This window comes from Pedobacter frigidisoli (assembly GCF_004331675.1).
Classification (GTDB): domain Bacteria; phylum Bacteroidota; class Bacteroidia; order Sphingobacteriales; family Sphingobacteriaceae; genus Pedobacter; species Pedobacter frigidisoli.
On sequence record NZ_SJSN01000018.1, the window covers coordinates 52628 to 75411 of the forward strand.

Below are 22784 nucleotides of genomic sequence, written 5' to 3' on the forward strand. Positions count from 1 at the left end.
ATGGTTTTCATCGTTATATTAATTATCTGCTTCTTACTCCAAATGGTTGCACCCTGGTGGATCATGATTGTAATCTCATTTACAACCTGTGGCATTATCGGAAAAACAGGCAAGATCGCTTTTTGGCAATCCTTTCTTGCAATTTTTCTACTTTGGATTGGCTATGCCCTGTTCAAAAGTTTACCAAACGACAACGTTCTGGCCAGCCGAGTTGCTATAATGACAGGCATTAAACTTTGGTGGGCACTTCTACTGGTCACCGGAATATTGAGCGGGCTGGTTGCGGGAATAAGTGGCTTTTGTGGCTATCAATTCCGCATGGCGATGCTAGCAAAAAAAACTGACGAAAAAATAGCATAATGCTTCGTACTTTTGCATCGTGAATACGAGAGCTGAAGATATATTTTCTGTACATACCAAGGAGGATTTTGAAAAAATTGCCCTAAACATTTTTAGGCATCAAGCAGAAAACTGCAACATTTACAGGGAATATATTCATCATTTGCATGTGGAGATTGACGGGGTTTCCGAAATCCCACAAATACCCTTTCTTCCGATCAGCTTTTTTAAGAGCCACAGTATCTTGAGTAATAACGATCCGATTAAGGTAAGCTTTAGTAGCTCGGGCACTACTGGGATGATTCAGAGCAGTCACCATGTTACCGAGGTAAGGCTATATGAACAAAGTTATTTGCAAGCCTTTAATCAGTTTTATGGCAATGTGGAGGATTATTGTTTTCTGGCCCTACTTCCATCCTATCAGGAAAGATCGGGTTCCTCATTAATTTATATGGTTGATGATCTGATCAAAAAAAGCAACCATCCGCAAAGTGGCTACTTCCTCTATAACCATGATGAACTGCTAGAGACCTTGCTTCAACTAAAATCAAAAAACCAAAAGACGGTCTTAATTGGCGTGACTTATGCCTTATTGGATCTCATCGAGAAATACGACATCGATTTCCCCGAACTCATTGTAATGGAAACTGGCGGTATGAAAGGCAAGCGTAAGGAAATGGTTCGCGAAGAACTTCATCAGGGATTGACAAAAGGTTTCGGCATTTCGGCTATCCACAGTGAGTATGGAATGACGGAATTGCTTTCTCAGGCCTATTCTTTGGGCGATGGAATCTTCAACTGCCCAGGGTGGATGAAAGTCTTGATCAGGGATACAAATGATCCATTAACACTTATTGCGAACGGAAAAACAGGCGGCATAAACGTCATTGATTTGGCTAACATCAATTCATGCAGTTTTATCGCCACACAAGATCTGGGTAGGATAAACCCTGATGGAAGTTTTGAGGTATTGGGGAGATTCGACAATGCCGATATCAGGGGCTGTAACCTATTGGTTCAATAGTGATGAATTGATTTGATCGGCGCAAGCCGCACATGTACCAGTAGCAATTAAGTTAAGGTGGTTTACCCTAAATCCAGCTGGAACCTTAAAAGATGGAACCTTTACATTATCAAGGCAATAGATTTTCTGACAGCGATTACAGTTAAAATGAACATGCTCATCATGATGTGCCTTGGCGGTACATTTACCAGAGCAGATCGCGTAATTTGCTGTTCCATGGCTATCCAATACCTTATGGATAATCCCTTTTTCTTCAAAAGCTTGCAAAACACGGTAAAGCGTAACGCGATCGGCAGATTTGCCCATTAACTGTTCCAAATAGGGCTGCGATGTTGCAGAGTCCCTCCCACTTAGAATTTCCAGCACCTGCAACCTCGGAGCAGTTCTTTTCAATCCCTTTTTTACCAGTAGTTCTTCGAGAAGTGCTGTATTATTATCCATTACCGAACAAAAATAAACAAATATATCCTCAATTAGATCATTGGAAAAACCCTTTGAAACAACAAAGGTTCCAGATATTCAAATCCAGAACCCTTACCTATATTGATGATTTATCCTATTCAGCAACCAGGAGAAAATAATTTCTTCTACCTTTTTGCACCACAACAAACTGATCATTGATTAAATGCTCCGTATTGAAAACGAACGCTACATCGGCGACCTTTTCCTTGTTCACAGAAACACCACCGCCCTGAACTAGCTTTTTGGTTTCACCCTTTGATGGAAAAACAGTAGTATTTTCAGCAAGTAATGTAGCGATATCAATTCCGCCAGCCAATTCAGCTTTGGAAATCTTAAACTGGGGAATTCCCTCGAACATTTCCAGCACCTGGCTTTCGGAAAGCGTTTTCAAAAAGTCGAGCGAACTGTTGCCAAACAAAAACTCAGAGGTTTTGATAGCAGTTTCTAAGGCTTCAACAGAATGTGTTTTAACCGTTATATCTTCGGCTAAAGCTTTCTGCAAAATGCGTAAGTGGGGAGCAGCATCATGTTCCTTTTCTAGAGCCTCTATCTCCTCCTTATTCTTTAGGGTAAAAATCCTGATCCATTTTTTAACGTCATCGTCAGATGCGTTTAACCAAAATTGGTAAAATTTATAGGGGGAGGTTTTTTCAGGATCTAGCCAAACTGCACCACTTTCTGTCTTACCAAACTTGGTTCCATCGGCCTTTTTAATTAACTGTGTAGTAATCGCATAAGCGGTCCCAGCATCTTTTCTTCTAATCAGTTCCGTTCCGGTAACGATATTTCCCCATTGATCAGAACCACCCATTTGCACTAAACAGTTATTATTCTTCCATAAATGGTAGAAATCGTAACCCTGAATCAGTTGGTAGCAAAACTCTGTAAAAGACAATCCGGCATCACCCGATAAACGGCTTTTCACGCTGTCCTTGGCCATCATATAATTTACGGTGATATGCTTTCCTACATCCCTAATGAATGTGAAAAGGTTCATATCCTTAAACCAATCGGCATTGTTAACCATTACCGCACCATTTCCGGAATCCTCAAACTTTAAGAATTTTTGCAATTGGGCTTTCATTCCCTTAAGGTTGTACTCAATCATTTCTGGGGTTTGCAGGTTACGCTCATCAGATTTTCCCGATGGATCGCCAACCATTCCGGTAGCGCCACCCACAAGCGCAAATGGCTTATGTCCAGCTCTTTGAAAATGAATTAAGGTCATGATCTGCGTCAAATGTCCCACATGTAGCGAATCTGCAGTTGGGTCAAAACCGATATAACCAGAAGTCATGCCCTCGTTCAACTTTTCCTCCGTATTCGGCATAATATCATGCAGCATGCCTCGCCACCTTAATTCTTCAACAAAATTCGCCATTGTACAAACACTTTAATAATTGTGGCTGCAAAGATAAAATTTTAGCTGTAGAAAATTTTTAATTTTCAATCTAGTTTTCTGGCCTTATCATTATTAGAAAAGCAGGACCAGCAATTATGGCCAGTGTAGTCCTGCCATTTGCTTTACTCACCCAATAAAACCTGCAGGAAATTGAAGATCCTGAAATCGGCTTCGTGTTCGCTCCTGTTAGGTTTATTACAATTAAGCCGGTAATCCTAATTTGCGTTATTCCGGGCTCAGGTCTTAAACCAGCTTTTAAAATCAGCCTTTGCGATATCAAAATCTGCATGACCAATCAAACAATTTAGACTTGCATCACTACGAATGGCCTGATTGGGGATGCCTGCATTGTTAAGCCAGTTATCGCAGAGTTTCTCAATGAGCAATACTTCCCTGTCCTCAACAGCATCCATATCCGTCTCATTCAAGGTAACATATTCATCCTTGCTAATGCCCGGTGGAAGATCCCAATGTTTGCCATTTGTATCGTTAATTAAGATTGGCCGAAGCACCGGGTTCATCCTAATAAAATCTATGGGTTTAGCGGGCATAGCGGAATTGAGGATCGTGTAAGCAATAAACGCTGCCGTGTCTGGTGGATCATTTAATATACTCGTACCCATCTTTTGAATATCCTTGATCAAGCCAGGTTCTTCATGTTTAGCCTTTAATTCCGCGTACTTAGCTGGAATATCCTCGTCAGCCTGAAGCTGGACCACACTGCCCGTTCCAATGGATAGTACCTGAATATGTTCAATTTGATACTGTTCGCGATTACAGATGGCCTCCGTTACCGCCGCAAGAACCGGATTGTTATTTCCCGTAACGCCTCCATCCCAGTAATATTTAAGCTTGTTGTTTACCTTAAACATCGCCGGTTCGTTAAAATAGTTTACTGGCGCAGTGCTTGAGGCATGTATGGCATCAACTAAGCTCACCAAACAATCTGACGGAGCTGGAGCAACCGCAGGCAGATTTCTCAACTTCCGCTCAATGACCGAGGTCGAGGCCAGGCTATCGCAATCCGTTCTAAACATTTCTGCCCTGTTGCGATAATAATCGTAGCCAATAATCAAAAATTGTGTTTTCACCTCGCCGCCAATGGCAACATGAGCTGGAATATGCATTAAATCGATGGTCGATATTCCGGGTAGAATTTCCTTTAATGCCTTATGCTTGCGCTTGGTGGCATACTTCGCCCCAATCATAAATATTCTTGCCACACTGGAAAGTAAGCTTTTCTCAAAAAAACTGAGTCTGGAGAATACCCTACTCCTCAGTTTTTCATCACCAAAGATCTTTTCAATCTCGGATAGGCGAAGATTTTCGGCCATGGCCGCAGCAACCAAGCTCCCACCACTATTTGCTGCCACCAGATCAAATTCCCGTAAAACCTCATGCCCCGTTGGATCTGGATTATTAAAGGTTTCTGCAAAAAGTTTGCGCAGGCATTTCACCTGGATGATTGCCCAAGATCCACCTCCATCGAGAGAGAGGATCTTATAATTTCTAGGAATAGGCATGATTGATTGGTTAAGGTAATTAAATCTATAAATAATTAGCTTACAAAGCAATACATTTCTAAAGCACAATATTTTAATGTTTCGGTTTTGCAACCACCAAGAAAACATTATCTTGCCGATATGAACTTTCTATCCCATTATTACTTCGATAGGTCAACTGCTGATGCCAATGTGGTGATGGGAACTGTTTTGCCAGATCTGATTAAAAATGCCTCGAAAGCGGCAAACCTTTACCCACAGAAAAGTGGGTTTTTATTTATGGGCAACCCGGATGAAGAGGGCCTGTTAAAGGGATGGAAAAGACATTTGGCTGTAGATCTGTTATTTCATTCCTCGAATTTCTTTTTGGAAAAAACCACGGCACTAAAACAGCTCATTAAGCCACTTGTAGAAAACACGGCAGTTCGTCCATCTTTTTTGGCGCATATTGGTCTCGAACTCCTGCTCGATCATTTGCTTATCGAAGAGAATCTTATCCAGGTGAATCACTTTTATGATAAGTTGATTGCCGTTAGACAGGATTCGCTAAGCGATTTTCTGGAACATTGCAAACTGAAAGATCCTGAGGTGTTCCTTAATTTTTTGGAAAGGTTTATCAGTAGCAAATACCTTTTGAGCTATCAAAAACTAGAAAATATCAGCTATGCCTTAAATAGGATTTGCCTGCGTTTATGGCCAGAGACTTTGAGCGAGCTTCAGTTACAGGAACTCACCTTTCAGCTTGGCATTTTCAAGGAGGTCTTGCAGCAAGATTTTATGGATATTTTTAAGGAGATTGAGGGGAAGCTGATTTAATATTTTAATATATTTGAAAAAAAACCAAACATTAAATGAAGAACAAACTAACGCTCTCCCTCCTGATCATATTTTTTCAGTTCAAGATTTTCGCTCAAACTCAAATTAAGGTGATCAAAAAACCAACTTGGAACATCAAAACGTCCTATGATAGTAAATATGGCTCCAAATTGGATTTGTCAGGAAATGCCATAGCCATGATTGTTGATGTCCCTAAGGCTGATTTTGCGGTAGTAGTAGTTGATGATAAACTTAGCCAAAAGTGGTTGGTAGAAATGAACGGATTCCCATTGGCGATAGGAAAGTTTAAGCAACATGTGATGATCGTTTCAGCCACGGATCGTTCTTTTTTCAAGAGCTTTACCAATCAGTTCAAGGCAACGCTTTTGGATGAGAAAACAGGGCGGATAATTTCTGAAAAAATTATTTATGATGGTAGCAAGGATTATGTTGAAACGCCAGATTTCTTTTTCTCGAAAGATGGTTCGTATTTCAAGATGGCCGTACGTTTAACTGGGCTAAAGAGAAAAGTTCATGTTGGATTACCCGTTGTTGGATTTTTTACCGCACTTAAGTTGAATAAGGATTTCAACGAATCACAAAGCTACACAGTGATAGACTTTAACGATAAACTGGAACAGGTTCAAAAAATGGAACCCGAAATGCCTGATGGAGACTCATGGAAAGCATCGTGTGGAGACGATGGCAGTTTTATTATTAGCACCTTAGATGCGATCAAGGGCAAATGTCATGTGGCGATTTACCTTTCGAGTAACTCAACACCCTTGAAAACGGTGACTATGCCGATTGATCTTTACAACTCGGATGAGATCTCTTCCATTTTCTTTGCAAGCAGTAAAACTCCCCTCATTAACTATGTTGCCCTTTTTTATAAAACTAAATCGAAAGAAATGGCATCGTTCGTTGCAAGGGTCGATTTTAACACGGGAACCTACGCTCTAAACAACGAAATATTTGATAAGGCGCATGTAAGGGACTTGGAAAAATCATTCGTGCCAGCTAACAAAAAATTTGATGAATTGGATTTTGGGAATATTAAATCCTTAAATGTAAGACATTTGGAGGAAATCAATGATCAACTCTTGTTGACTGTATCTAGTCAATACTCCGTTTACAGCAGTCATACCTCAGCTACTTTTGATGGATCTGTATTGATGAGCATGTTTGACCAAAAGATGAAGAAGATGTACCATCAATTTATACCCAGGCTCTACGTAAGCCAAACCTCTGAGGGTTCGGAGGTGTCATTTAACGTAAATAACAGGACGCTAAGAATATTAGCGAATAGTAAGTACGGGGCAGATGCGATAAATGCGCTTTATGCTGAGATGGATATTACCTCAGGCGCATACAAGAAAATCGATTATATCTCAAAGGATGATATTAAAGGTCATTACTATGCCAATACCTCGTCGATTAGTTGGTTAAATGATAGCTTTGTTGTTCCCTTTGTAGAACGTGTTGGCGTATTTAGCAAAAACGTAGATCTACAGCTTTTACAACTAAAATATTAATCCCTTTACACCTTTTTCTATATTTGCCTTATGGCGCAGTCTGCAATAAAAGAAGAAATGGATGCCATAGTGGCGGAGCTTAACCAGCATAATTATAACTATTATGTATTGGCCATGCCCACTATTGGCGATTACGAATTTGATAAAAAGCTGAGGCACCTGGCCGAGCTGGAAAGAACAAATCCGGATTTGGCAGATCCAAACTCCCCTACTCAGCGTGTTGGCGGCGACATCACCAAGAACTTCGTTACCGTAAACCATAAATACCCGATGTTATCGTTGGGAAATACCTATAACGAGCAAGATCTTCGCGATTTTGATGAACGCATCCGAAGGGCAATCGGTGATAACTTCCAATATGTTTGCGAGCTCAAGTTTGATGGTTTATCCATTAGCTTAACTTATGAGAATGGCAAACTCTTGAGGGCGGTAACCCGTGGCGATGGTACAAAGGGCGATGATGTGACCAACAATGTAAAAACCATTCATACCATTCCCCATCAGATCAAAACCCATGAGGCACCAGATCACTTTGAGATTCGCGGTGAGATTTTTATGCACAAGGCCGCTTTTTTAAAGCTGAATGCAGCTCGAGAGGAGCTTGGAGAAATCGCTTATGCAAATCCAAGGAATTTTGCCTCTGGCACCATTAAAATGCAAGATAGCAAGGAAGTGGCAAAACGTCCCTTGGATGGATTTATCTATTTTTTATATACCGATAAGAACGAGTTCAAGAACCATTGGGATAGTCTGCAGGCCGTAAAGAACTGGGGCTTTCATGTTTGTGAGCACAATAGATTGGTGAATAACATCGATGATGTACTTTCCTTTATTCACCATTGGGAGACAGGGCGATTTAAACTAAGTTATGATATTGATGGAATCGTAATTAAGGTAAACAGTTATGCCCAGCAACAGGAACTGGGATTTACGGCCAAGTCTCCACGTTGGGCTATTTCATATAAATACAAGGCTGCAGAGGTAGAGACTATTCTCGAGAAAGTTACCTATCAGGTCGGTCGCACGGGAGCAGTAACGCCTGTAGCGAACTTGAAACCGGTGCTATTGGCTGGCACAACGGTAAAAAGAGCTACGCTGCATAATGCGAACGAGATTGAGCGTTTAGATCTGCATTTGGGCGATACCGTTTTTGTAGAGAAAGGTGGCGAGATTATTCCTAAGGTGATCAAGGTAAATCCTGATAAGCGAAAACCTGGATCTGTTAAGGTTCAATACCTGCACAATTGCCCAGAATGTGGTACCGAACTGATTCGGAAAGAGGGAGAGGCGGTTCATTATTGTCGGAATGATGAGGGCTGTCCGCCGCAAATCGTTGGCAAGATCCAGCATTTCATTTCTCGCAAGGCGATGAATATTGATGGCTTGGGCGATGAGACCATTGAAACGTTCTTTAAAAGAGGGTTAATCAATCACATCAGTGATTTGTACACCTTATTTCAAAAATCAGATCAACTGAAAGGTATCGATCGCTTTGGTGAACGCTCTATCGACAACATGCTCATTGGCATAGAAAAATCAAGGGAAATGCCTTTTGAGAAGGTATTGTTTGGACTGGGAATTCGATATGTTGGAGAAACTGTTGCAAAGAAACTGGCCGCTGGAATGAGGAATATTGATAATCTTGCCAAGGCAACTGTTGAAGAACTGATTGCTATCGATGAGATTGGGCAGCGCATTGCCGAGAGCATTGTTGAGTATTTTGGAAAATCTGAGCACTTATCGCAGGTAGAATTATTAAAATTGGCCAGATTGCAGTTTGAAATTGAAGAAAAGATAATTACGCTAGACAGTGATTCTCTTATTGGAAAAACATTCGTAATTTCGGGCGTTTTTGAAAACTTTGGCCGTGAGGAATTAAAGGACATGATCGAGGCCAATGGTGGAAAGATTTTAAGCAGTATCTCTGCCAAGTTAAACTACCTGGTTGCTGGCGATAATATGGGCCCATCGAAACTGGAAAAAGCAACGAAGTTAAATATTCCGATAATTAGTGATAGGGTGTTATTGGAAATGATAGCAGGAAAATGAGTGAATGAGTGGATTATTGAATAATAGAATGAGCAATCGCTATAAAATTCAATCATTCAAAATTCAAAATTCAATAATTATATTTAAAAATGAACAAATTTCAGGGTACTGGTGTAGCATTGGTTACGCCTTTTAACGCAGACGGATCGGTTGATTATAATGGTTTAAAAAACCTGATTAATCACTTGGTTGATGGAGGGATAGATTATCTCGTTTCCTTAGGTACAACAGGCGAAACAGCCACAATGACTAAGGAGGAGAAGAAGAAGGTGTGGGCGTTTACTGCTGAAATCAATAATAATCGTTTACCGCTGGTTGCCGGAATTGGTGGAAATAATACTTTAGCTGTTGCTGAGGACATCAAGGCTTTTGATACAACTGGATATGGTGCGATACTATCTGTAAGTCCCTACTACAATAAGCCAACCCAAGAAGGTATCTATCACCACTACAAATACCTATCGGAGATTGCTCCCTTGGATTTGATTTTATATAACGTTCCTGGGCGTACGGCGAGTAACATGAGTCCGGAAACGATTTGCAGATTGGCGAATGATTTTGAAAATATCATCGGGATAAAAGATGCCTGTGGCAGTTTTGATCAATTTAACCAAATCATGAGAGATAAGCCAGCAGATTTTTTATTGATCTCTGGTGATGATCCAATTACCTTACCGATGATCGCTTTAGGCGCTTCAGGAATTATTTCTGTTGTAGGAAATGCATTGCCAAAACAATTTTCTGATATGGTGAGACAATGCCTTGCGGGCGAATTCAAATCTGCACTTCCCGCTCATTTAAGCTTGGTTGAGTTTACCCGTTTGGCATTCGCTGAAGGTAATCCGGCTGGAGTAAAGGCGGCCCTGAAACATTTAAATATCTGTGGCGATACAGTTCGGCTTCCCTTGGTAAAAGCATCTTCAGGTTTGGAAAAATCAATTATTGAAGAAATAGATAACCTGAGCCAATTGGTATAGATATTAAACTTGCCCACCGGTAGATTGGGTGTCAAGAAAAGATAGGTTAATTCCCTGTGCTATATTCAGTACTGGATTAACCTATTTTTTTTGTAGGTAATTAGAAAAATACAACGATAACTACTGTATGTCAACAACTTAAAACATATACCATTAAATCATCTGTTTTTAATTAGAGTAGCGCTATTATTTCTATGGGGGCAAATTGGTACGATACGAGCAATCTGGTAATCAGGAAAATTACAAGTTCATCAGATAAAATAAAGAGGCCTATGAATTTCGGAAGCCTCTTTGCTGCTAACTCACCCTAGTAATGCCTTAGAGGGGTTGGAATGTTTTTCCATATGGTTATCATTTCACGATCAAGCCATAAAAAAATTGCTGCCCCGGATAATAGCGCTCCCTGAGTTCGAAATTTTCAAAGGCCAGTCCACCTGGAATATCGATATACATTGCTGGATCATTTGCATTGCCCGCCCAATATTTAAGTCTTCCATTTACCCTCAATCTAAGTGATGGATCAAAATGCCTTCCCGGTTTTCGCCAATATTGGTCAAGTTTTACGGGCAAGCGATACGCCCAACCACGGTAGGCTAAATATCTTTCTTCATTAGGCCACGATTTAAGTTCAGTTAGGGATTCATTCTGTGAGGCTATCGCAATAAGATCACCGTGTTTATCCACTTTAAGTTGATTGTAGGAATATTCATGCTTCTCCACAAAATTATTATCGGGGAATCCGCTATAAAGCTTGCGTGAATCAATAACCTCATCTTTCAAGGCCAACAATCTCAATCTTCCATAATTGCCCATGGTAGCGGTAATGGTACATTGTTGCATGGGTTCAGAATCAGCCTCGTTAAGAACTTCAATCCCAATTTCATTGGGCATGGCGCTATTGATCGAAATTTTTAGATAGGGATGCGCACCGTTCGAAAACCGTTCTGTGCGAACGATTACGGATAATATCTCACTTTTACCATTGCGAATAACCTTGCCTAAAGCTGGCGGGGCACTTGGAATAGCTGTAGTAGTAATAGAATCAGCACTCCAGAAAACCATTCCCTGTTGGTTATCCGTTTTAGAGATGGCAAGTTCTGAAAGTGTAAGTTGGCCTTTCACTATCGGTTCAATGGCCAAAAAATTAATCAGATAGGTTTTATCCTGAAACCTATACCCTATCCTTATCAAACCTCGTGGCCCGCCATTTGGCCCAACTTTTCCTAATTCTAGATCAGTAGGGCTAAGTCCAAATACAATTCCATTTTTAATTCCCCAAATTGGCACTTCATTATTGTGGCTTGGTCTTACCCATTCTACAGGCGATTTCTTTTGTGCAACCACACCAGCGCTTGAAAGTATTAGCAGTAAGAGTGAAGCGATCCGTATGGGACAAAACATGGCTTTAATTTTCGATGATAAAAAAAAAGACTTCGGTTAGAAAGTCTTTTTTAGCTGTAAATATGATGGTCGCTTATGCTTTGTTTTTGGTATCCTGCACTTCCAAACGAATAGCTTGAGCTAAATTTTTCAAATCTTGCATTCCCTTACGAATACGGGTTCCGGCCGCACTATTGCCCTTGTTATAAAACTTATCTGCATCAGCTTCTAAAGCTGTCAACAAACTTTTTACTTCTTCAAATTTTTTCATTTTTTAGTACTCCTATAATTTTTAAAGGTTTGATTTTTAATTATCTAACTCTAATTTAGAATCTTTGTTGTAAAAAAAGAACTTTTAATCGAATAAAAAACCGCTGTTAAACCCGTTTTTTTCCACAGTTAATCGATTTATGAACATTTAAGCAAAAAGAAATTAACACAAACCGCTGTAAATCAAATATTTGAGCAGAAACAAGAGACATATAATGCCTTTAAAGAGGTTTTAAGGGCTATTGTAATATTTTTTCTACTTAAATCGACAGATTGATCAGCATTAATAAGTGTATGCTTATATTAAAATTTCGCTTTATGTGGACTTTTAGCCTAAGACCTAAAACTTTCAAATAGATTAAACTTTCGTTGGGTTTAAGGTCCCTGGCAAATTAAATAAATTAAAAACGTAAATTAACAACGTATAAATACATCATAAAAAAATCACAAATTATTAAATATTCATACGATAAAGGCGAAATCTCTAATTTATAAATATAAATTCAAGGCTATGAGTACTATCAAAGTAAAAGATGGAACAGAAATTTATTACAAGGACTGGGGAATAGGGCAACCAATTGTTTTCCACCATGGGTGGCCCTTATCTGGTGATGATTGGGATACACAAATGATGTTTTTCCTTTCGCAGGGCTACAGGGTAATTGCACATGATCGCCGTGGACATGGTCGCTCTGGCCAAAGTTCCCAAGGGAACGATATGGATACCTATGTAGCAGATATAGCTGAACTAACAACTGCACTTGACCTAAAGGATGCCATCCACATTGGCCATTCAACAGGTGGTGGAGAAGCGATTAGGTACGTTGCAAAACATGGAATGGGACGAGTGGCCAAAGCGGTTCTAATTAGTGCCGTAACGCCAATCATGATAAAGGGCGAAAGTAATCCTGAGGGTGTACCAATGCCTATATTCGATGAGATAAGAAAAGGAACGGGCTTTAGTAGGTCGCAATATTACCATGATTTTACCACAGCGTTTTATGGCTATAATCGTGAAGGCGCAAAAGTATCAGAAGGCATAAAAAACAACTGGTGGAGACAAGGCATGATGGGTTCGGTGAAAGCGCATTACGAAGGCATTAAGGCTTTTTCAGAATCAGATTTTACTGAAGACCTAAAGCGCGTAGAGGTTCCGGTGCTTGTATTACACGGTGAGGATGACCAAATTGTACCTTTTCATCAAGCGCCAAAAGCAGCTAAACTCTTGCAAAATGGAACGCTCATCTCTTATCCCGGTTTTCCGCATGGCATGCCAACAACGGAGGCAGAAACCATCAACAGGGATATTTTGTCATTCATCAACTCTTAGCATTTAACATCAGTTCTTATCACAGATGCACACCGACAAACACAGGTCTTTATTATGATATTATTTGTGCTCAACCTATTCATGTAACGTGAGGTGCTAGACAAAAAAAGGCTGATCATTATTAAAAATGATCAGCCTTTTGATTATACTATATTGCTTTAATTAAGCAATGGCAAACTGGTTTTCCTTATAATAACCGTTTTCCAATTTTTTAGAAACCTCGCTAAAAGCATCCAATGTACGTTGAACATCTTCCAATGTATGTACAGCAGTAGGGATCAAACGCAGTTCGATCATTCCCTTTGGAATTACCGGATAAACGACGATAGAACAGAAAATGCTATAGTTTTCACGAAGATCAAATGTAATTGCAGTCGCATCAGTTAGTTCTCCCTTTAAGAAAACTGGCGTTACCACAGAATTTGTTACACCAAGATCAAAACCTCTTTCGCGTAGACCTTTTTGTAAGGTCATGGCGATTTCCCAAAGTTTTTCCTTTAATTCTGGTTTACTTTTAAGCAATTCGAGTCTTTTTAACAAGCCGATTACCATTGGCATTGGTAGTGCCTTGGCAAAGGTTTGAGAACGCATGTTGTATCTTAAGAAGTTAGTAATCTCCTCTGTTGATGCAACAAAGGCACCAATACCTGCCATTGACTTTGCAAATGTCCCGAAATAGACATCAATGCCATCGATACAATCTTGAGCCTCATGTGTTCCTGCTCCAGTTTCACCCATGGTACCAAAACCATGTGCATCATCAACAAGGATACGGAAATCGAACTGCTCTTTTAATGCCACAAGTTCTTTTAACTTACCTTGCGCACCACTCATTCCGAATACGCCCTCAGTAATCAGAAGAATACCACCACCAGATTCCTTGGTCAATTTTGTAGCACGTTCCAATTGTTTTTTTGCACTATCGATATCATTGTGCTGGTATACAAATCTTTTGCCCATGTGCAAACGAAGACCATCGATAATGCAGGCATGAGATTCACCATCATAGACGATAACATCATTTCTATCAACTATGGTATCGATAATCGAGACCATACCCTGATAGCCATAGTTTAATAAAAACGCATCAGGCTTGCCTACAAAAGCAGCAAGTTCCTGCTCCAATTGCTCATGGTGCTTAGAGTTACCACTCATCATTCTGGCACCCATTGGGTAGGCCATTCCGAATGCTGCAGCAGCATCTGCATCAGCCTTTCTAACTTCTGGGTGATTGGCTAAACCTAAATAGTTGTTTAAGCTCCAAACCAAATGCTCTTTTCCCTTGAATTGCATGTGTGGTGCAATCTCTCCCTCTAATTTTGGAAATGAGAAATACCCATGAGACCATTTTTGGTGTTGACCAAGAGGGCCCATGTGCTTTGCTATCTTATCAAATATATCCAATGTAATATGTTTTTTTTATAATAAAATTTTGCGAATTTAAGGTTTATTCGTCTTAAAATCAACCAGATTAATCTTTTGCTTGTCAATAAAGATTTTTGATACACCAATTTTATGCCAAAAAAGCCCCGAATGAATTCGGGGCCTTAATATTATATTTGGTTTAATCTAATCAACGTTATCGTGCAAGAAAGAATTGTTTGGTCTAATCTCTGTTCCGCCATCTTCATCATTACTTAAAGTGAAGCGACTTACCTGCGATTCTGACGAATGTTGAACCTGCTGCAATTGCATTTGTTTACGTTTGTAAGCAGGCTCATTTTCCAATTCCTGTAAACCATTGGTGGTACGCAATTTCATACTCAAATCCTTAAGGCGTAAGATACGCTCCTTAGATTTTTTCAGTTGCTCCTCCATTGATTCATCATTCTTATCATCATCCAAACCTACGACTGGCATTTCTACCTCAGGTTCAGGTGCTGCAACAAATTGAGGCTCTGGAACCGGTGTTTCAAATACATAATTGGTTTCAGCCAATTTAATCTCGAATTCAAATCCAGTTTCTGCTGGCTCTTCTACCTGCGGTTCTTCCTCGACTAAAGTATGGCGAACAACATTGCTTTCTGGCTCCTGAACTTTTTGCGGCTCAGGCTTGGCAAACATTCCACCAAAAAGATCCGCCTGAGAAACCTCTTCCTTCGCTTTTAAAACCGGCTCGTAAGACGGTACAGCCTTAGGTTGGATGAAAGAGTTTACCGGTTCAACGGGACGAATTAGTGGCGCTTCCTCTGGCGTTAATAATGATATCTTCTTTTTATTTTTTTCCTCGTGAACACGTTGGTCTGATGTTTGGAAACCAGTAGCAATAATGGTTACCGATAACTTATCTCCCAAAGTTTCATCTGTACAGTTACCCCAAATTAGATCAGCAGATAAACCTGCTTTCTCCTGAATGTAATCGGTGATGATCGAAACCTCATCCATCGTTACCTCACGAATACCAGAACTGATATTCAATAAGATGTAACGGGCGCCCTCAATTTCATTGTCCTTTAATAATGGAGATGCCAAAGCACCTTCAACAGCAATTAGGGCACGTTCCTCACCATCGGCAGCGAAACTACCCATGATGGCAACACCACTATCTTTCATTACGGTACGCACATCCTTAAAATCCACGTTGATATAACCCGGAACAGTAATGATTTCTGCAATACCTTTTGCCGCTGTTGTTAAAATATCGTCAGCCTGACCAAAGGCAGAACCTAGGGTAAGGTTTCCGAAGATCTCACGAAGGCGATCATTCGATATAACCAAATAAGAATCTACATATTTCTTCAACTCCTCCATACCTTCATCAGCCTGAAGCTTACGTCTTTTTCCCTCGAAAGAGAAAGGCGTAGTAATGATGGCAACGGTTAAAATATCAAGTTCCTTAGCGGCCTTGGCAATAATTGGAGAAGCACCTGTACCTGTACCACCGCCCATTCCTGCTGTTATAAACAACATTTTGGTTGTACTACCAAGCATGGCCTTAATATCATCTATATTCTCTATGGCTGAGTTTTTACCAACCTCAGGAATAGAACCAGCACCCATTCCTTCGGTTAAACTAGCACCTAACTGTACCTTATTGGGTATAGGACTAGATTCCAAAGCTTGGGCATCTGTATTACAGATAATAAAATCCACACCAGTAATACCCGATAGGTACATATGGTTTACTGCGTTGCCGCCACCGCCCCCAACACCAATTACCTTGATGATTGAAGACTTATCTTTTAACATTTCGAACTGCATATCTTTATGAATCAGTTGTTTAAAAATTTTTAAATTCTGTTCATTACTCAACGTAATATTAACACTTTTTCAACATAGGTTTTCCACAAGTGTTAAGAATGTGGAAAACTCACCTTTTGTTGAAAAATAATTAACTTTTGAGGTAATCTTCATCACTTACATTCATATCATCCTGAATGAAAGTTCTCGTTTTTGCAAGTAATTTATCGAACAGGCCTGGTCCGCGCTTATCTTTTTCCTTAGCTGTTTTTGGCTTCTCAACAAAAACACCTGGTTGCTTCATTTCCTCAATTAATTCTTCAGCTTTTTGAATTCCCTTGATCAACAAACCAACACTGGTTGCATACATTGGGCTTTTCAAGTCATCATAGATCGCCTTTGGCATATCTTCGTACTTCGATAAATGCTCGTTTGGATAACCTATACGGCAATCTAGACCCGTAACATATTCTACTGCTTGGGAAAGGTGTTTCAAAAGCGCACCACCACCAGTAATCACGATTCCGCCAATTAGTTTTTTCTCGTATCCAGAAGCTTTGATCTCATAATAAACATGCTCAATAATTTCTTCCATACGGGCCTGAATCACATAGGCAAGGTTTTTCACCGAGATTTCCTTTGGCTCACGGCCACGAAGCCCTGGAACGCAAATGATCTCATTTTCCTTATTCTCTTCAGCCAATGCCGAACCAAAACGTGTTTTCAACAATTCCGCTTGGTTACGCATTACAGAGCAGCCCTCTCTAATATCCTCAGTTACACTATTTCCACCAAACGGAATTACCGCAGTGTGGCGAATAATACCCTCGTGGAAGATAGCGATATCCGTGGTACCACCACCAATATCTACCAAGGCAATACCAGCTTCTTTTTCCTCATCGCTCAACACCGATTCCGAAGATGCCAATGGCTCAAGAATCAGATCCTGAGTTTGTAGCCCTGCATTGTTTACACACTTGATAATGTTCTTTACCGCAGTAACCTGACCAGAGATGATGTGGAAGTTCGCCTCTAGACGTACACCCGCCATACCAATCGGATCCTTAATTCCTGGTTCATTATCAATAGTGAATTCTTGTGGCAATACATGGATAATCTCTTCTCCAGGAGGCATCACCAACTTAAACATATCATCAATCAACTTATCGATATCCTTTTTACCGATCTCGTTGTTTAGTTCTCTTCTTGTTAAGATACCACGGTGCTGCAGGCTTTTAATATGCTGACCAGCAATACCTACGTTTACCACCTGTATCTCTACATTGGATTGTCCGCTTGCTACCTCAACGGCCTGAGCAATACCCTGAACGGTTTTTTGAATGTTAGAAACCACTCCACGGGTCACCCCCGCCGATTCTGCCTTTCCTATCCCTAAGATTTCTATCTTACCGTGTTGGGTTCTACGACCAACGATAACACATATTTTTGTAGTACCGATATCTAATCCTACTACAATGGGCGACTGACTGGTAAATTTTGCCTTGTCCATATTCGTTAATTTTGTTGAGTTTTATATTGTTTTTCTAGGGCTCTGATCTCTTTATCTCTAGCTAACTTTTGCGCTGCTGCAGATTGTGTTGTTTTCTTTTCTGTTACAGGCTTGGCTGTTTGTTTTTTATCCGCAGGTTTTTGTTCCCTTGGTTTTAGTGAAGCAATGGCCACGGGCTTTTTAACCTCAGTTCTTACAACTTCTGGTTTTTTTGGAGTCTCTTTTTTAGGCTCCTCCCTTTTAGCTTCTATCTTTCTTATTTCTGTTTTGTTGGGCTCTGCCCTTTTCGTTGCTACAGCTACCGTTTGCTCAACAGTTGCATCTTCAATGGCATCGGTAACGAGCGAATCAGAAACCTGATCTTGTATCCTCAAACTATCAGGCCTTGAAAATGTTTTGCGTGATTTTGCAATCTCCGTCGAATCCCTTTTTTCGCAAACCACCTGATTGGTATATTTGATGTTGATGGTGCGATAAGCATCCCAGCCAACCTGCGGCATTGCCTTTTTGTAGAACAACAACAGATTGGTCATCTTTTTCTCCAAGGAATCTGCATTACCTAGGATGATGCGTTGGTTGCCTACCCTAGGGATGAGTTCGATATCGTTTTTTTGATCTACAACAATCTGCTCAATCTGCGAGTCCCATAGGGTATCCTTTTTGATAAAGAGCGCTGTCTTGTACAGGTCACGTGCCAATTGTGTATGCAAGGTATCTACACGACTACCAAAAACCTCCGTAATGTGCCCTGTTGCTACCAGAACATTAGCAGTAAAGTTTGTAGAGATAGGCATTTTCAGTCCATCATTGTCGATATAGAAATCCTGACCGTTCTCATTGATGATCCTTACGATCGGCTGCCTTTGTTTTACCTCGATATTCAGCACGCCATCCATATCTACATAGACCTTTGCAAAGGCGATGTAGGGATTCGACTGAAGTGTTTTCTCGATCTTGTGAATGTTAATGTTCTCAATATTGCGACCTAAGAGTACGCCCTGATCTTCCCTTAAAATGGCATCAATCTCTTCTCTTTCAATAAAGTTATCTGCCCCAGGAATCAATATCCTGACATCGGTACATTTTACGGTTTGCTTTTTGACGTTGATAAAACTCAACAGCACCACCACGCCAGCCAAGCTAATCAGCCAGGCAAAGCCAGTAAATATTGCAGTCCAGTTTATCCGTTTAAACATTATCTATCGTGTTTTTTAAAGGTTCGATAATCGTATCGATATCTCCCGCTCCAACCGTTAAAAGTAATTCAGGTTTGGTGTCCTTAACATGCTGGACCACAAAATCTTTTCCACATAATCTTTTATCTGCTGAAGTTATTTTATCAAGCAAAAACTGTGAATCAATCCCCTGAAGTGGCAATTCCCTTGCTGGATAGATTTCCAATAGCAGCAGTTCATCAGCAGTGCTTAAAACTTTTGCAAATTCATCGGCAAAATCCCGCGTACGGGTAAACAGATGCGGCTGAAAAATCACCGTCAGTTTTTTATTTGGGTACAGCTGTCGCACCGCATCAAAGCAAGCCCTAAGTTCTTCTGGATGATGCGCATAATCATCAATATAGATCTGGTCGCCATTATCTACAATGTATTCAAACCGGCGCTTTACTCCTTTAAAGTTAGCAACGGCCTGTTTGATCATTTCTGCATCAATACCAAGTTGCAATGCTATTGCAATGGCTACCGTAGTATTTTCTACATTGTGTTTTCCAGGCAGCATTAAGCTGATATCCTTTATCTTATCCGATCCATCGATATAGTCGAACACGAACTTTGATCCCTCTACCCGGATATTTACTGCCCTTGAATCTGCAGTTAAGCTTGCAGCATAGCTGATGCCATTCTCCAATGGCAGTCCCTCGTGGACATACAATGTCCCGTTCTCCTTTAGCTGACCGGCAAATAACCGGAACGATTCATCCAAGTGGCTTTTATCGCCATAAACATCTAAATGATCGGCATCCATAGAAGTGACCACGGCAATATCTGGATGAAGCGTTAGAAATGATCGATCGTATTCATCAGCCTCTACCACCACTACATTGTTATTTCCAAATAATACATTGCTGTTGTAATTGGTGGTAATGCCGCCCAAAAACGCCGTACAATCGTAACCCGTATCTTTTAGAATGTGCGCTACAATGGAAGATGTTGTCGTTTTGCCGTGTGTTCCGGCAATGCCGATACAGAACATCCCCTTGCTGATGATGCCCAAAACCTCAGAACGTTTTTTAAGACTGAAGCCCTTATCCTTAAAGTGATTTAATATTTTTGAATCCTTTGGAATCGCAGGCGTGTAGACGATCAACGTGTCGTCGTGATTATCCAAGAACGCACAAGGCAGGGAAGCGGATTCGTCGAGGTAAGAGATCAAGATCCCCTCCTGCTCTAATGTCTCCGTAAGCTTGGTTCTGGTTTTATCGTAGCCACAAACCGCCTGCCCACGTTTGGCAAAATAACGAGCAATCGCACTCATGCCGATACCACCGATACCTACAAAATACACCCTATTTATTTTACCTAGTTCCATTTTTTTTGATTTGAGATAAAAGAGGTGAGATATTAGACGAATGTCCGATCTCAAATCTTATATCTAGTTTCTCATATCTTATTTTATCAATTTCAATACTTCCTTGGCGATGATCTCATCTGCTTCGGGCAAGGCCATTCTGCCAAGATTTTCTGATAGCTTTTCGCATTGCTCCTTGTTATTCAATAATGCCAATGCCTCTCTCACCAATGTATCTTCTGCAGAGCGATCAATAATTAACAATGCCGCATCGTTCCTTACCAACGCCATTGCATTTTTGGTTTGATGATCTTCTGCCACATTTGGTGATGGCACCAGGATCACCGGTTTTTTGATCAAGCAAAGTTCAGCGATGGTTCCTGCTCCAGCCCTTGAGATGATTACATCAGCGGCTGCATAGGCGAGATCCATTTTATTCAAGAATTCCAGAATTCTAACATTGGGATGATAATCCAACCCTAAACGTTCCATAATACCTTTATAGTAAAACTTACCAGTCTGCCAGATCACCTGCACATCCTGCGCTATGATTTCCGGCAAATGTTTTTCTAGGGCTTTATTAAGAGTTCCGGCACCTAGGCTTCCACCGGTAACCATTATCGTTTTCTTAAGTGGGTCAAGTTTTAAAAGCTCTGCACCTGCATAATGTTTTCCCTTTATATCAACAACTTCCTTTCGAACAGGATTTCCCGTCTTCAGGATTTTTTCAGCTGGGAAGAATTGATCCATATCATCAAAGGCCACACAAATCTTCGATGCCTTTTTACCTAACCATTTATTGGTAATACCCGCATAAGAGTTTTGCTCTTGGATCAAATAGGGAATTCCCTTTAAAGATGCTGCATATAATAAGGGCCCCGAGGCATAACCACCAACACCAACAACTGCATCCGGCTTAAATTCATTAATGATCTGCACTGCCTTACGTACACTGCCAATGACCTTGAATGGCAGAGCCAGGTTTTTAACAATCGATCCGCGTTGCATCCCGCTGATGTTTAAACCTATAATCTTATATCCGGCTGCAGGAACCTTTTCCATTTCCATCCGACCGATTGCACCCACAAATAAGATCTCACAGGCTGGCACCAAACGCTTTAGCGCATTGGCTATGGCTACGGCGGGAAAAATATGCCCGCCGGTGCCACCACCTGATATGATAATTTTTGGGGAATTATTCATTTTAATCTAATTAACTATATAAAACTTTTTCAATAGCTTACCTAATCATGCCTCATCGTAATGGGGATTGATCTTAAGCCATTGCCGGTATCTCTCCAACAATAACCTTATTGGCCACTTTCTCCTTACTTTCCTTTGCAAGGGCACCTGCATTTTCCTCCACATCCCTACTTACACTCAATATAATCCCAAAGGCCACACTGGTAAAAATCATAGAGGTACCGCCCATACTTACAAGGGGCAATGGTACTCCTGTTACCGGACCTAAACCTACAGCCACCGCCATATTTGCGAAAGCCTGAATAGTAAGACTAAAACTAAGCCCAGCTGCTAGTAATGCCCCAAATGCCTTTGGGGCCTGCGTGACGATCTTGATACATCGATATAAGAGCACCAGGTACAGCACCATGATGACAAGTCCACCCAAAGTCCCCCACTCCTCAATAATAATGGCGAAAATAAAATCGGAGTATGGGTGTGGCAAGAAATTGCGCTGTGTACTGTTACCTGGTCCTTTACCAAATACTCCACCAGTAGCCAAGGCAATTTTTGCCTGATCTGCCTGGAAAGTTTTATCAGAATGCTGCATCTCTGGATGCAGGAAAGTATTGATACGAGACATGTAGGTCTTTCTCCGCGGACCGAGGAAGAATACAAATAATAACAATACAAATCCACCGGCACAAACAATGGCAATCTGCTTAATGCTGATACGTCCGATGATCAAGAGTAAAATACTTACGCCAAATAACATCAGTGCGGTAGAAAGATTTGCTAAGGCAATCAAAACAAAAACCACACAAACAGAACCCATAATTGGGATAAATGATTCTTTTACATTTTTGATATTTTCCTGTTTTTTGGTCAGCATTCGGGCAAGAAAGGTAATCAGTGCCAATTTTGCCAAATCGGAGGTTTGAAAGGTCAATCCGATAACGGGAATCTTAACCCAACGTGATGCATCATTCAAGTTTGTACCAAATATCAAGGTATAAACCAATAATGGAATGGTGACAATCATCAGCACCTTTGAGATACCTGCATAGTACCTATAATCAAGTAAATGGGCAATATAGATCATTCCAATCCCCATTAATACAAAGATTAAGTGTTTGGTCAATAACAACTTTTCAACTGCCTCCCCTTTTTTATAGGCTAGCGTTCCTGTTGCACTGTAAACTGCCATTACAGAGATAAGCGAAAGCAGGATGATGATCAACCAGATCCATCTATCGCCTTTTGTTTTATTAAGTAGTGCCTGAAACATATCTAAAAAGCCTCC

19 protein-coding genes are annotated in these 22784 nt (G+C 40.6%); 7 read left to right on the forward strand and 12 right to left on the reverse strand.

Going from position 1 to position 22784, the window contains the following annotated elements:
• The gene (locus EZ449_RS19070) at window positions 1-360 is read left to right on the forward strand and encodes a hypothetical protein (protein ID WP_131561905.1); all 360 of its coding nucleotides are present in this window, start codon (window positions 1-3) and stop codon (window positions 358-360) included.
• 19 nt (window positions 361-379) lie between these two features.
• Entirely contained in the window at window positions 380-1363 is a 984-nt protein-coding gene (locus EZ449_RS19075; RefSeq protein WP_131561907.1) for a LuxE/PaaK family acyltransferase, read from the forward strand.
• On the opposite strand, the gene EZ449_RS19080 is transcribed toward EZ449_RS19075, so the two are convergent.
• From EZ449_RS19080 to EZ449_RS19090, 3 genes are all read right to left on the reverse strand, one after another.
• Window positions 1349-1804: a Fur family transcriptional regulator gene (locus tag EZ449_RS19080; RefSeq protein ID WP_131561909.1), complete on the reverse strand. Its 456-nt coding sequence runs from the start codon at window positions 1802-1804 to the stop codon at window positions 1349-1351. The two genes, EZ449_RS19075 and EZ449_RS19080, sit on opposite strands and share 15 nt — an antisense overlap.
• Window positions 1805-1919: 115 nt before the next feature.
• Window positions 1920-3206, reverse strand: a complete 1287-nt coding sequence (tyrS, locus tag EZ449_RS19085; protein WP_131561911.1) for a tyrosine--tRNA ligase — start codon at window positions 3204-3206, stop codon at window positions 1920-1922.
• Window positions 3207-3463: 257 nt separating this feature from the next.
• Entirely contained in the window at window positions 3464-4750 is a 1287-nt protein-coding gene (locus EZ449_RS19090) for a patatin-like phospholipase family protein (protein ID WP_165499810.1), read from the reverse strand.
• Between the two features lie 120 nt (window positions 4751-4870).
• Between EZ449_RS19090 and EZ449_RS19095 the strand changes: the two genes are divergently transcribed.
• The 4 genes from EZ449_RS19095 to dapA all read left to right on the forward strand — a co-directional run bounded on the left by EZ449_RS19095 (window position 4871) and on the right by dapA (window position 10106).
• The gene (locus tag EZ449_RS19095; protein WP_131561916.1) at window positions 4871-5545 is read left to right on the forward strand and encodes an ACP phosphodiesterase; all 675 of its coding nucleotides are present in this window, start codon (window positions 4871-4873) and stop codon (window positions 5543-5545) included.
• A 35-nt stretch (window positions 5546-5580) separates the two neighbouring features.
• Window positions 5581-7080 carry a hypothetical protein gene (locus EZ449_RS19100; protein WP_131561918.1) on the forward strand — a complete coding sequence of 500 codons (1500 nt, stop codon included), beginning with the start codon at window positions 5581-5583 and terminating at the stop codon, window positions 7078-7080.
• Window positions 7081-7110: 30 nt separating this feature from the next.
• On the forward strand, window positions 7111-9129 hold the full coding sequence (gene ligA / locus EZ449_RS19105; RefSeq protein ID WP_131561920.1) for an NAD-dependent DNA ligase LigA: 2019 nt from the start codon (window positions 7111-7113) through the stop codon (window positions 9127-9129).
• Window positions 9130-9218: 89 nt separating this feature from the next.
• Window positions 9219-10106 carry a 4-hydroxy-tetrahydrodipicolinate synthase gene (gene dapA / locus EZ449_RS19110; protein WP_131561922.1) on the forward strand — a complete coding sequence of 296 codons (888 nt, stop codon included), beginning with the start codon at window positions 9219-9221 and terminating at the stop codon, window positions 10104-10106.
• 351 nt (window positions 10107-10457) lie between these two features.
• On the opposite strand, the gene EZ449_RS19115 is transcribed toward dapA, so the two are convergent.
• Both EZ449_RS19115 and EZ449_RS19120 read right to left on the reverse strand, forming a co-directional pair.
• On the reverse strand, window positions 10458-11507 hold the full coding sequence (locus EZ449_RS19115; RefSeq protein WP_131561924.1) for a hypothetical protein: 1050 nt from the start codon (window positions 11505-11507) through the stop codon (window positions 10458-10460).
• 73 nt (window positions 11508-11580) lie between these two features.
• A complete protein-coding gene (locus EZ449_RS19120) occupies window positions 11581-11757 on the reverse strand; it encodes a histone H1 (RefSeq protein WP_131561926.1) in 177 nt (58 codons plus the stop codon).
• Between the two features lie 510 nt (window positions 11758-12267).
• Here EZ449_RS19120 and EZ449_RS19125 point away from each other — a divergent pair.
• Window positions 12268-13086, forward strand: coding sequence for an alpha/beta fold hydrolase (locus EZ449_RS19125; protein ID WP_131561928.1), 819 nt, complete (start codon window positions 12268-12270; stop codon window positions 13084-13086).
• Between the two features lie 162 nt (window positions 13087-13248).
• Here the strand turns inward: EZ449_RS19125 and EZ449_RS19130 are convergent, their stop codons facing one another.
• The 7 genes from EZ449_RS19130 to EZ449_RS19160 form a co-directional block, all read right to left on the reverse strand.
• The gene (locus EZ449_RS19130; protein ID WP_131561930.1) at window positions 13249-14490 is read right to left on the reverse strand and encodes an aminotransferase class I/II-fold pyridoxal phosphate-dependent enzyme; all 1242 of its coding nucleotides are present in this window, start codon (window positions 14488-14490) and stop codon (window positions 13249-13251) included.
• Between the two features lie 165 nt (window positions 14491-14655).
• Window positions 14656-16287, reverse strand: a complete 1632-nt coding sequence (gene ftsZ / locus EZ449_RS19135) for a cell division protein FtsZ (RefSeq protein WP_131561987.1) — start codon at window positions 16285-16287, stop codon at window positions 14656-14658.
• A 130-nt stretch (window positions 16288-16417) separates the two neighbouring features.
• Window positions 16418-17776, reverse strand: coding sequence for a cell division protein FtsA (ftsA, locus tag EZ449_RS19140; protein ID WP_131561932.1), 1359 nt, complete (start codon window positions 17774-17776; stop codon window positions 16418-16420).
• Window positions 17777-17781: 5 nt separating this feature from the next.
• Entirely contained in the window at window positions 17782-18972 is a 1191-nt protein-coding gene (locus EZ449_RS19145; protein WP_131561934.1) for a cell division protein FtsQ, read from the reverse strand.
• Window positions 18965-20320, reverse strand: a complete 1356-nt coding sequence (murC, locus tag EZ449_RS19150) for a UDP-N-acetylmuramate--L-alanine ligase (RefSeq protein ID WP_131561936.1) — start codon at window positions 20318-20320, stop codon at window positions 18965-18967. The genes EZ449_RS19145 and murC overlap by 8 nt, the downstream gene beginning before the upstream one ends.
• 78 nt (window positions 20321-20398) lie before the next feature.
• The gene (gene murG, locus EZ449_RS19155) at window positions 20399-21502 is read right to left on the reverse strand and encodes an undecaprenyldiphospho-muramoylpentapeptide beta-N-acetylglucosaminyltransferase (protein ID WP_131561938.1); all 1104 of its coding nucleotides are present in this window, start codon (window positions 21500-21502) and stop codon (window positions 20399-20401) included.
• A gap of 73 nt (window positions 21503-21575) precedes the next feature.
• On the reverse strand, window positions 21576-22769 hold the full coding sequence (locus EZ449_RS19160) for an FtsW/RodA/SpoVE family cell cycle protein (RefSeq protein WP_131561940.1): 1194 nt from the start codon (window positions 22767-22769) through the stop codon (window positions 21576-21578).
• Window positions 22770-22784: the final 15 nt, after the last annotated feature.

Coding starts and splice junctions, on each gene's coding strand:
- EZ449_RS19125 (WP_131561928.1), top strand. CDS start 12,268: ATGAGTACTATCAAAGTAAAAGATGGAACAGAAATTTATTACAAGGAC.
- EZ449_RS19120 (WP_131561926.1), bottom strand. CDS start 11,757: ATGAAAAAATTTGAAGAAGTAAAAAGTTTGTTGACAGCTTTAGAAGCT.
- EZ449_RS19070 (WP_131561905.1), top strand. CDS start 1: ATGGTTTTCATCGTTATATTAATTATCTGCTTCTTACTCCAAATGGTT.
- dapA (WP_131561922.1), top strand. CDS start 9,219: ATGAACAAATTTCAGGGTACTGGTGTAGCATTGGTTACGCCTTTTAAC.
- EZ449_RS19095 (WP_131561916.1), top strand. CDS start 4,871: ATGAACTTTCTATCCCATTATTACTTCGATAGGTCAACTGCTGATGCC.
- ligA (WP_131561920.1), top strand. CDS start 7,111: ATGGCGCAGTCTGCAATAAAAGAAGAAATGGATGCCATAGTGGCGGAG.
- EZ449_RS19115 (WP_131561924.1), bottom strand. CDS start 11,507: ATGTTTTGTCCCATACGGATCGCTTCACTCTTACTGCTAATACTTTCA.
- EZ449_RS19160 (WP_131561940.1), bottom strand. CDS start 22,769: ATGTTTCAGGCACTACTTAATAAAACAAAAGGCGATAGATGGATCTGG.
- murC (WP_131561936.1), bottom strand. CDS start 20,320: ATGGAACTAGGTAAAATAAATAGGGTGTATTTTGTAGGTATCGGTGGT.
- EZ449_RS19100 (WP_131561918.1), top strand. CDS start 5,581: ATGAAGAACAAACTAACGCTCTCCCTCCTGATCATATTTTTTCAGTTC.
- ftsA (WP_131561932.1), bottom strand. CDS start 17,776: ATGGACAAGGCAAAATTTACCAGTCAGTCGCCCATTGTAGTAGGATTA.
- EZ449_RS19145 (WP_131561934.1), bottom strand. CDS start 18,972: ATGTTTAAACGGATAAACTGGACTGCAATATTTACTGGCTTTGCCTGG.
- EZ449_RS19080 (WP_131561909.1), bottom strand. CDS start 1,804: ATGGATAATAATACAGCACTTCTCGAAGAACTACTGGTAAAAAAGGGA.
- ftsZ (WP_131561987.1), bottom strand. CDS start 16,287: ATGCAGTTCGAAATGTTAAAAGATAAGTCTTCAATCATCAAGGTAATT.
- tyrS (WP_131561911.1), bottom strand. CDS start 3,206: ATGGCGAATTTTGTTGAAGAATTAAGGTGGCGAGGCATGCTGCATGAT.
- EZ449_RS19090 (WP_165499810.1), bottom strand. CDS start 4,750: ATGCCTATTCCTAGAAATTATAAGATCCTCTCTCTCGATGGAGGTGGA.
- murG (WP_131561938.1), bottom strand. CDS start 21,502: ATGAATAATTCCCCAAAAATTATCATATCAGGTGGTGGCACCGGCGGG.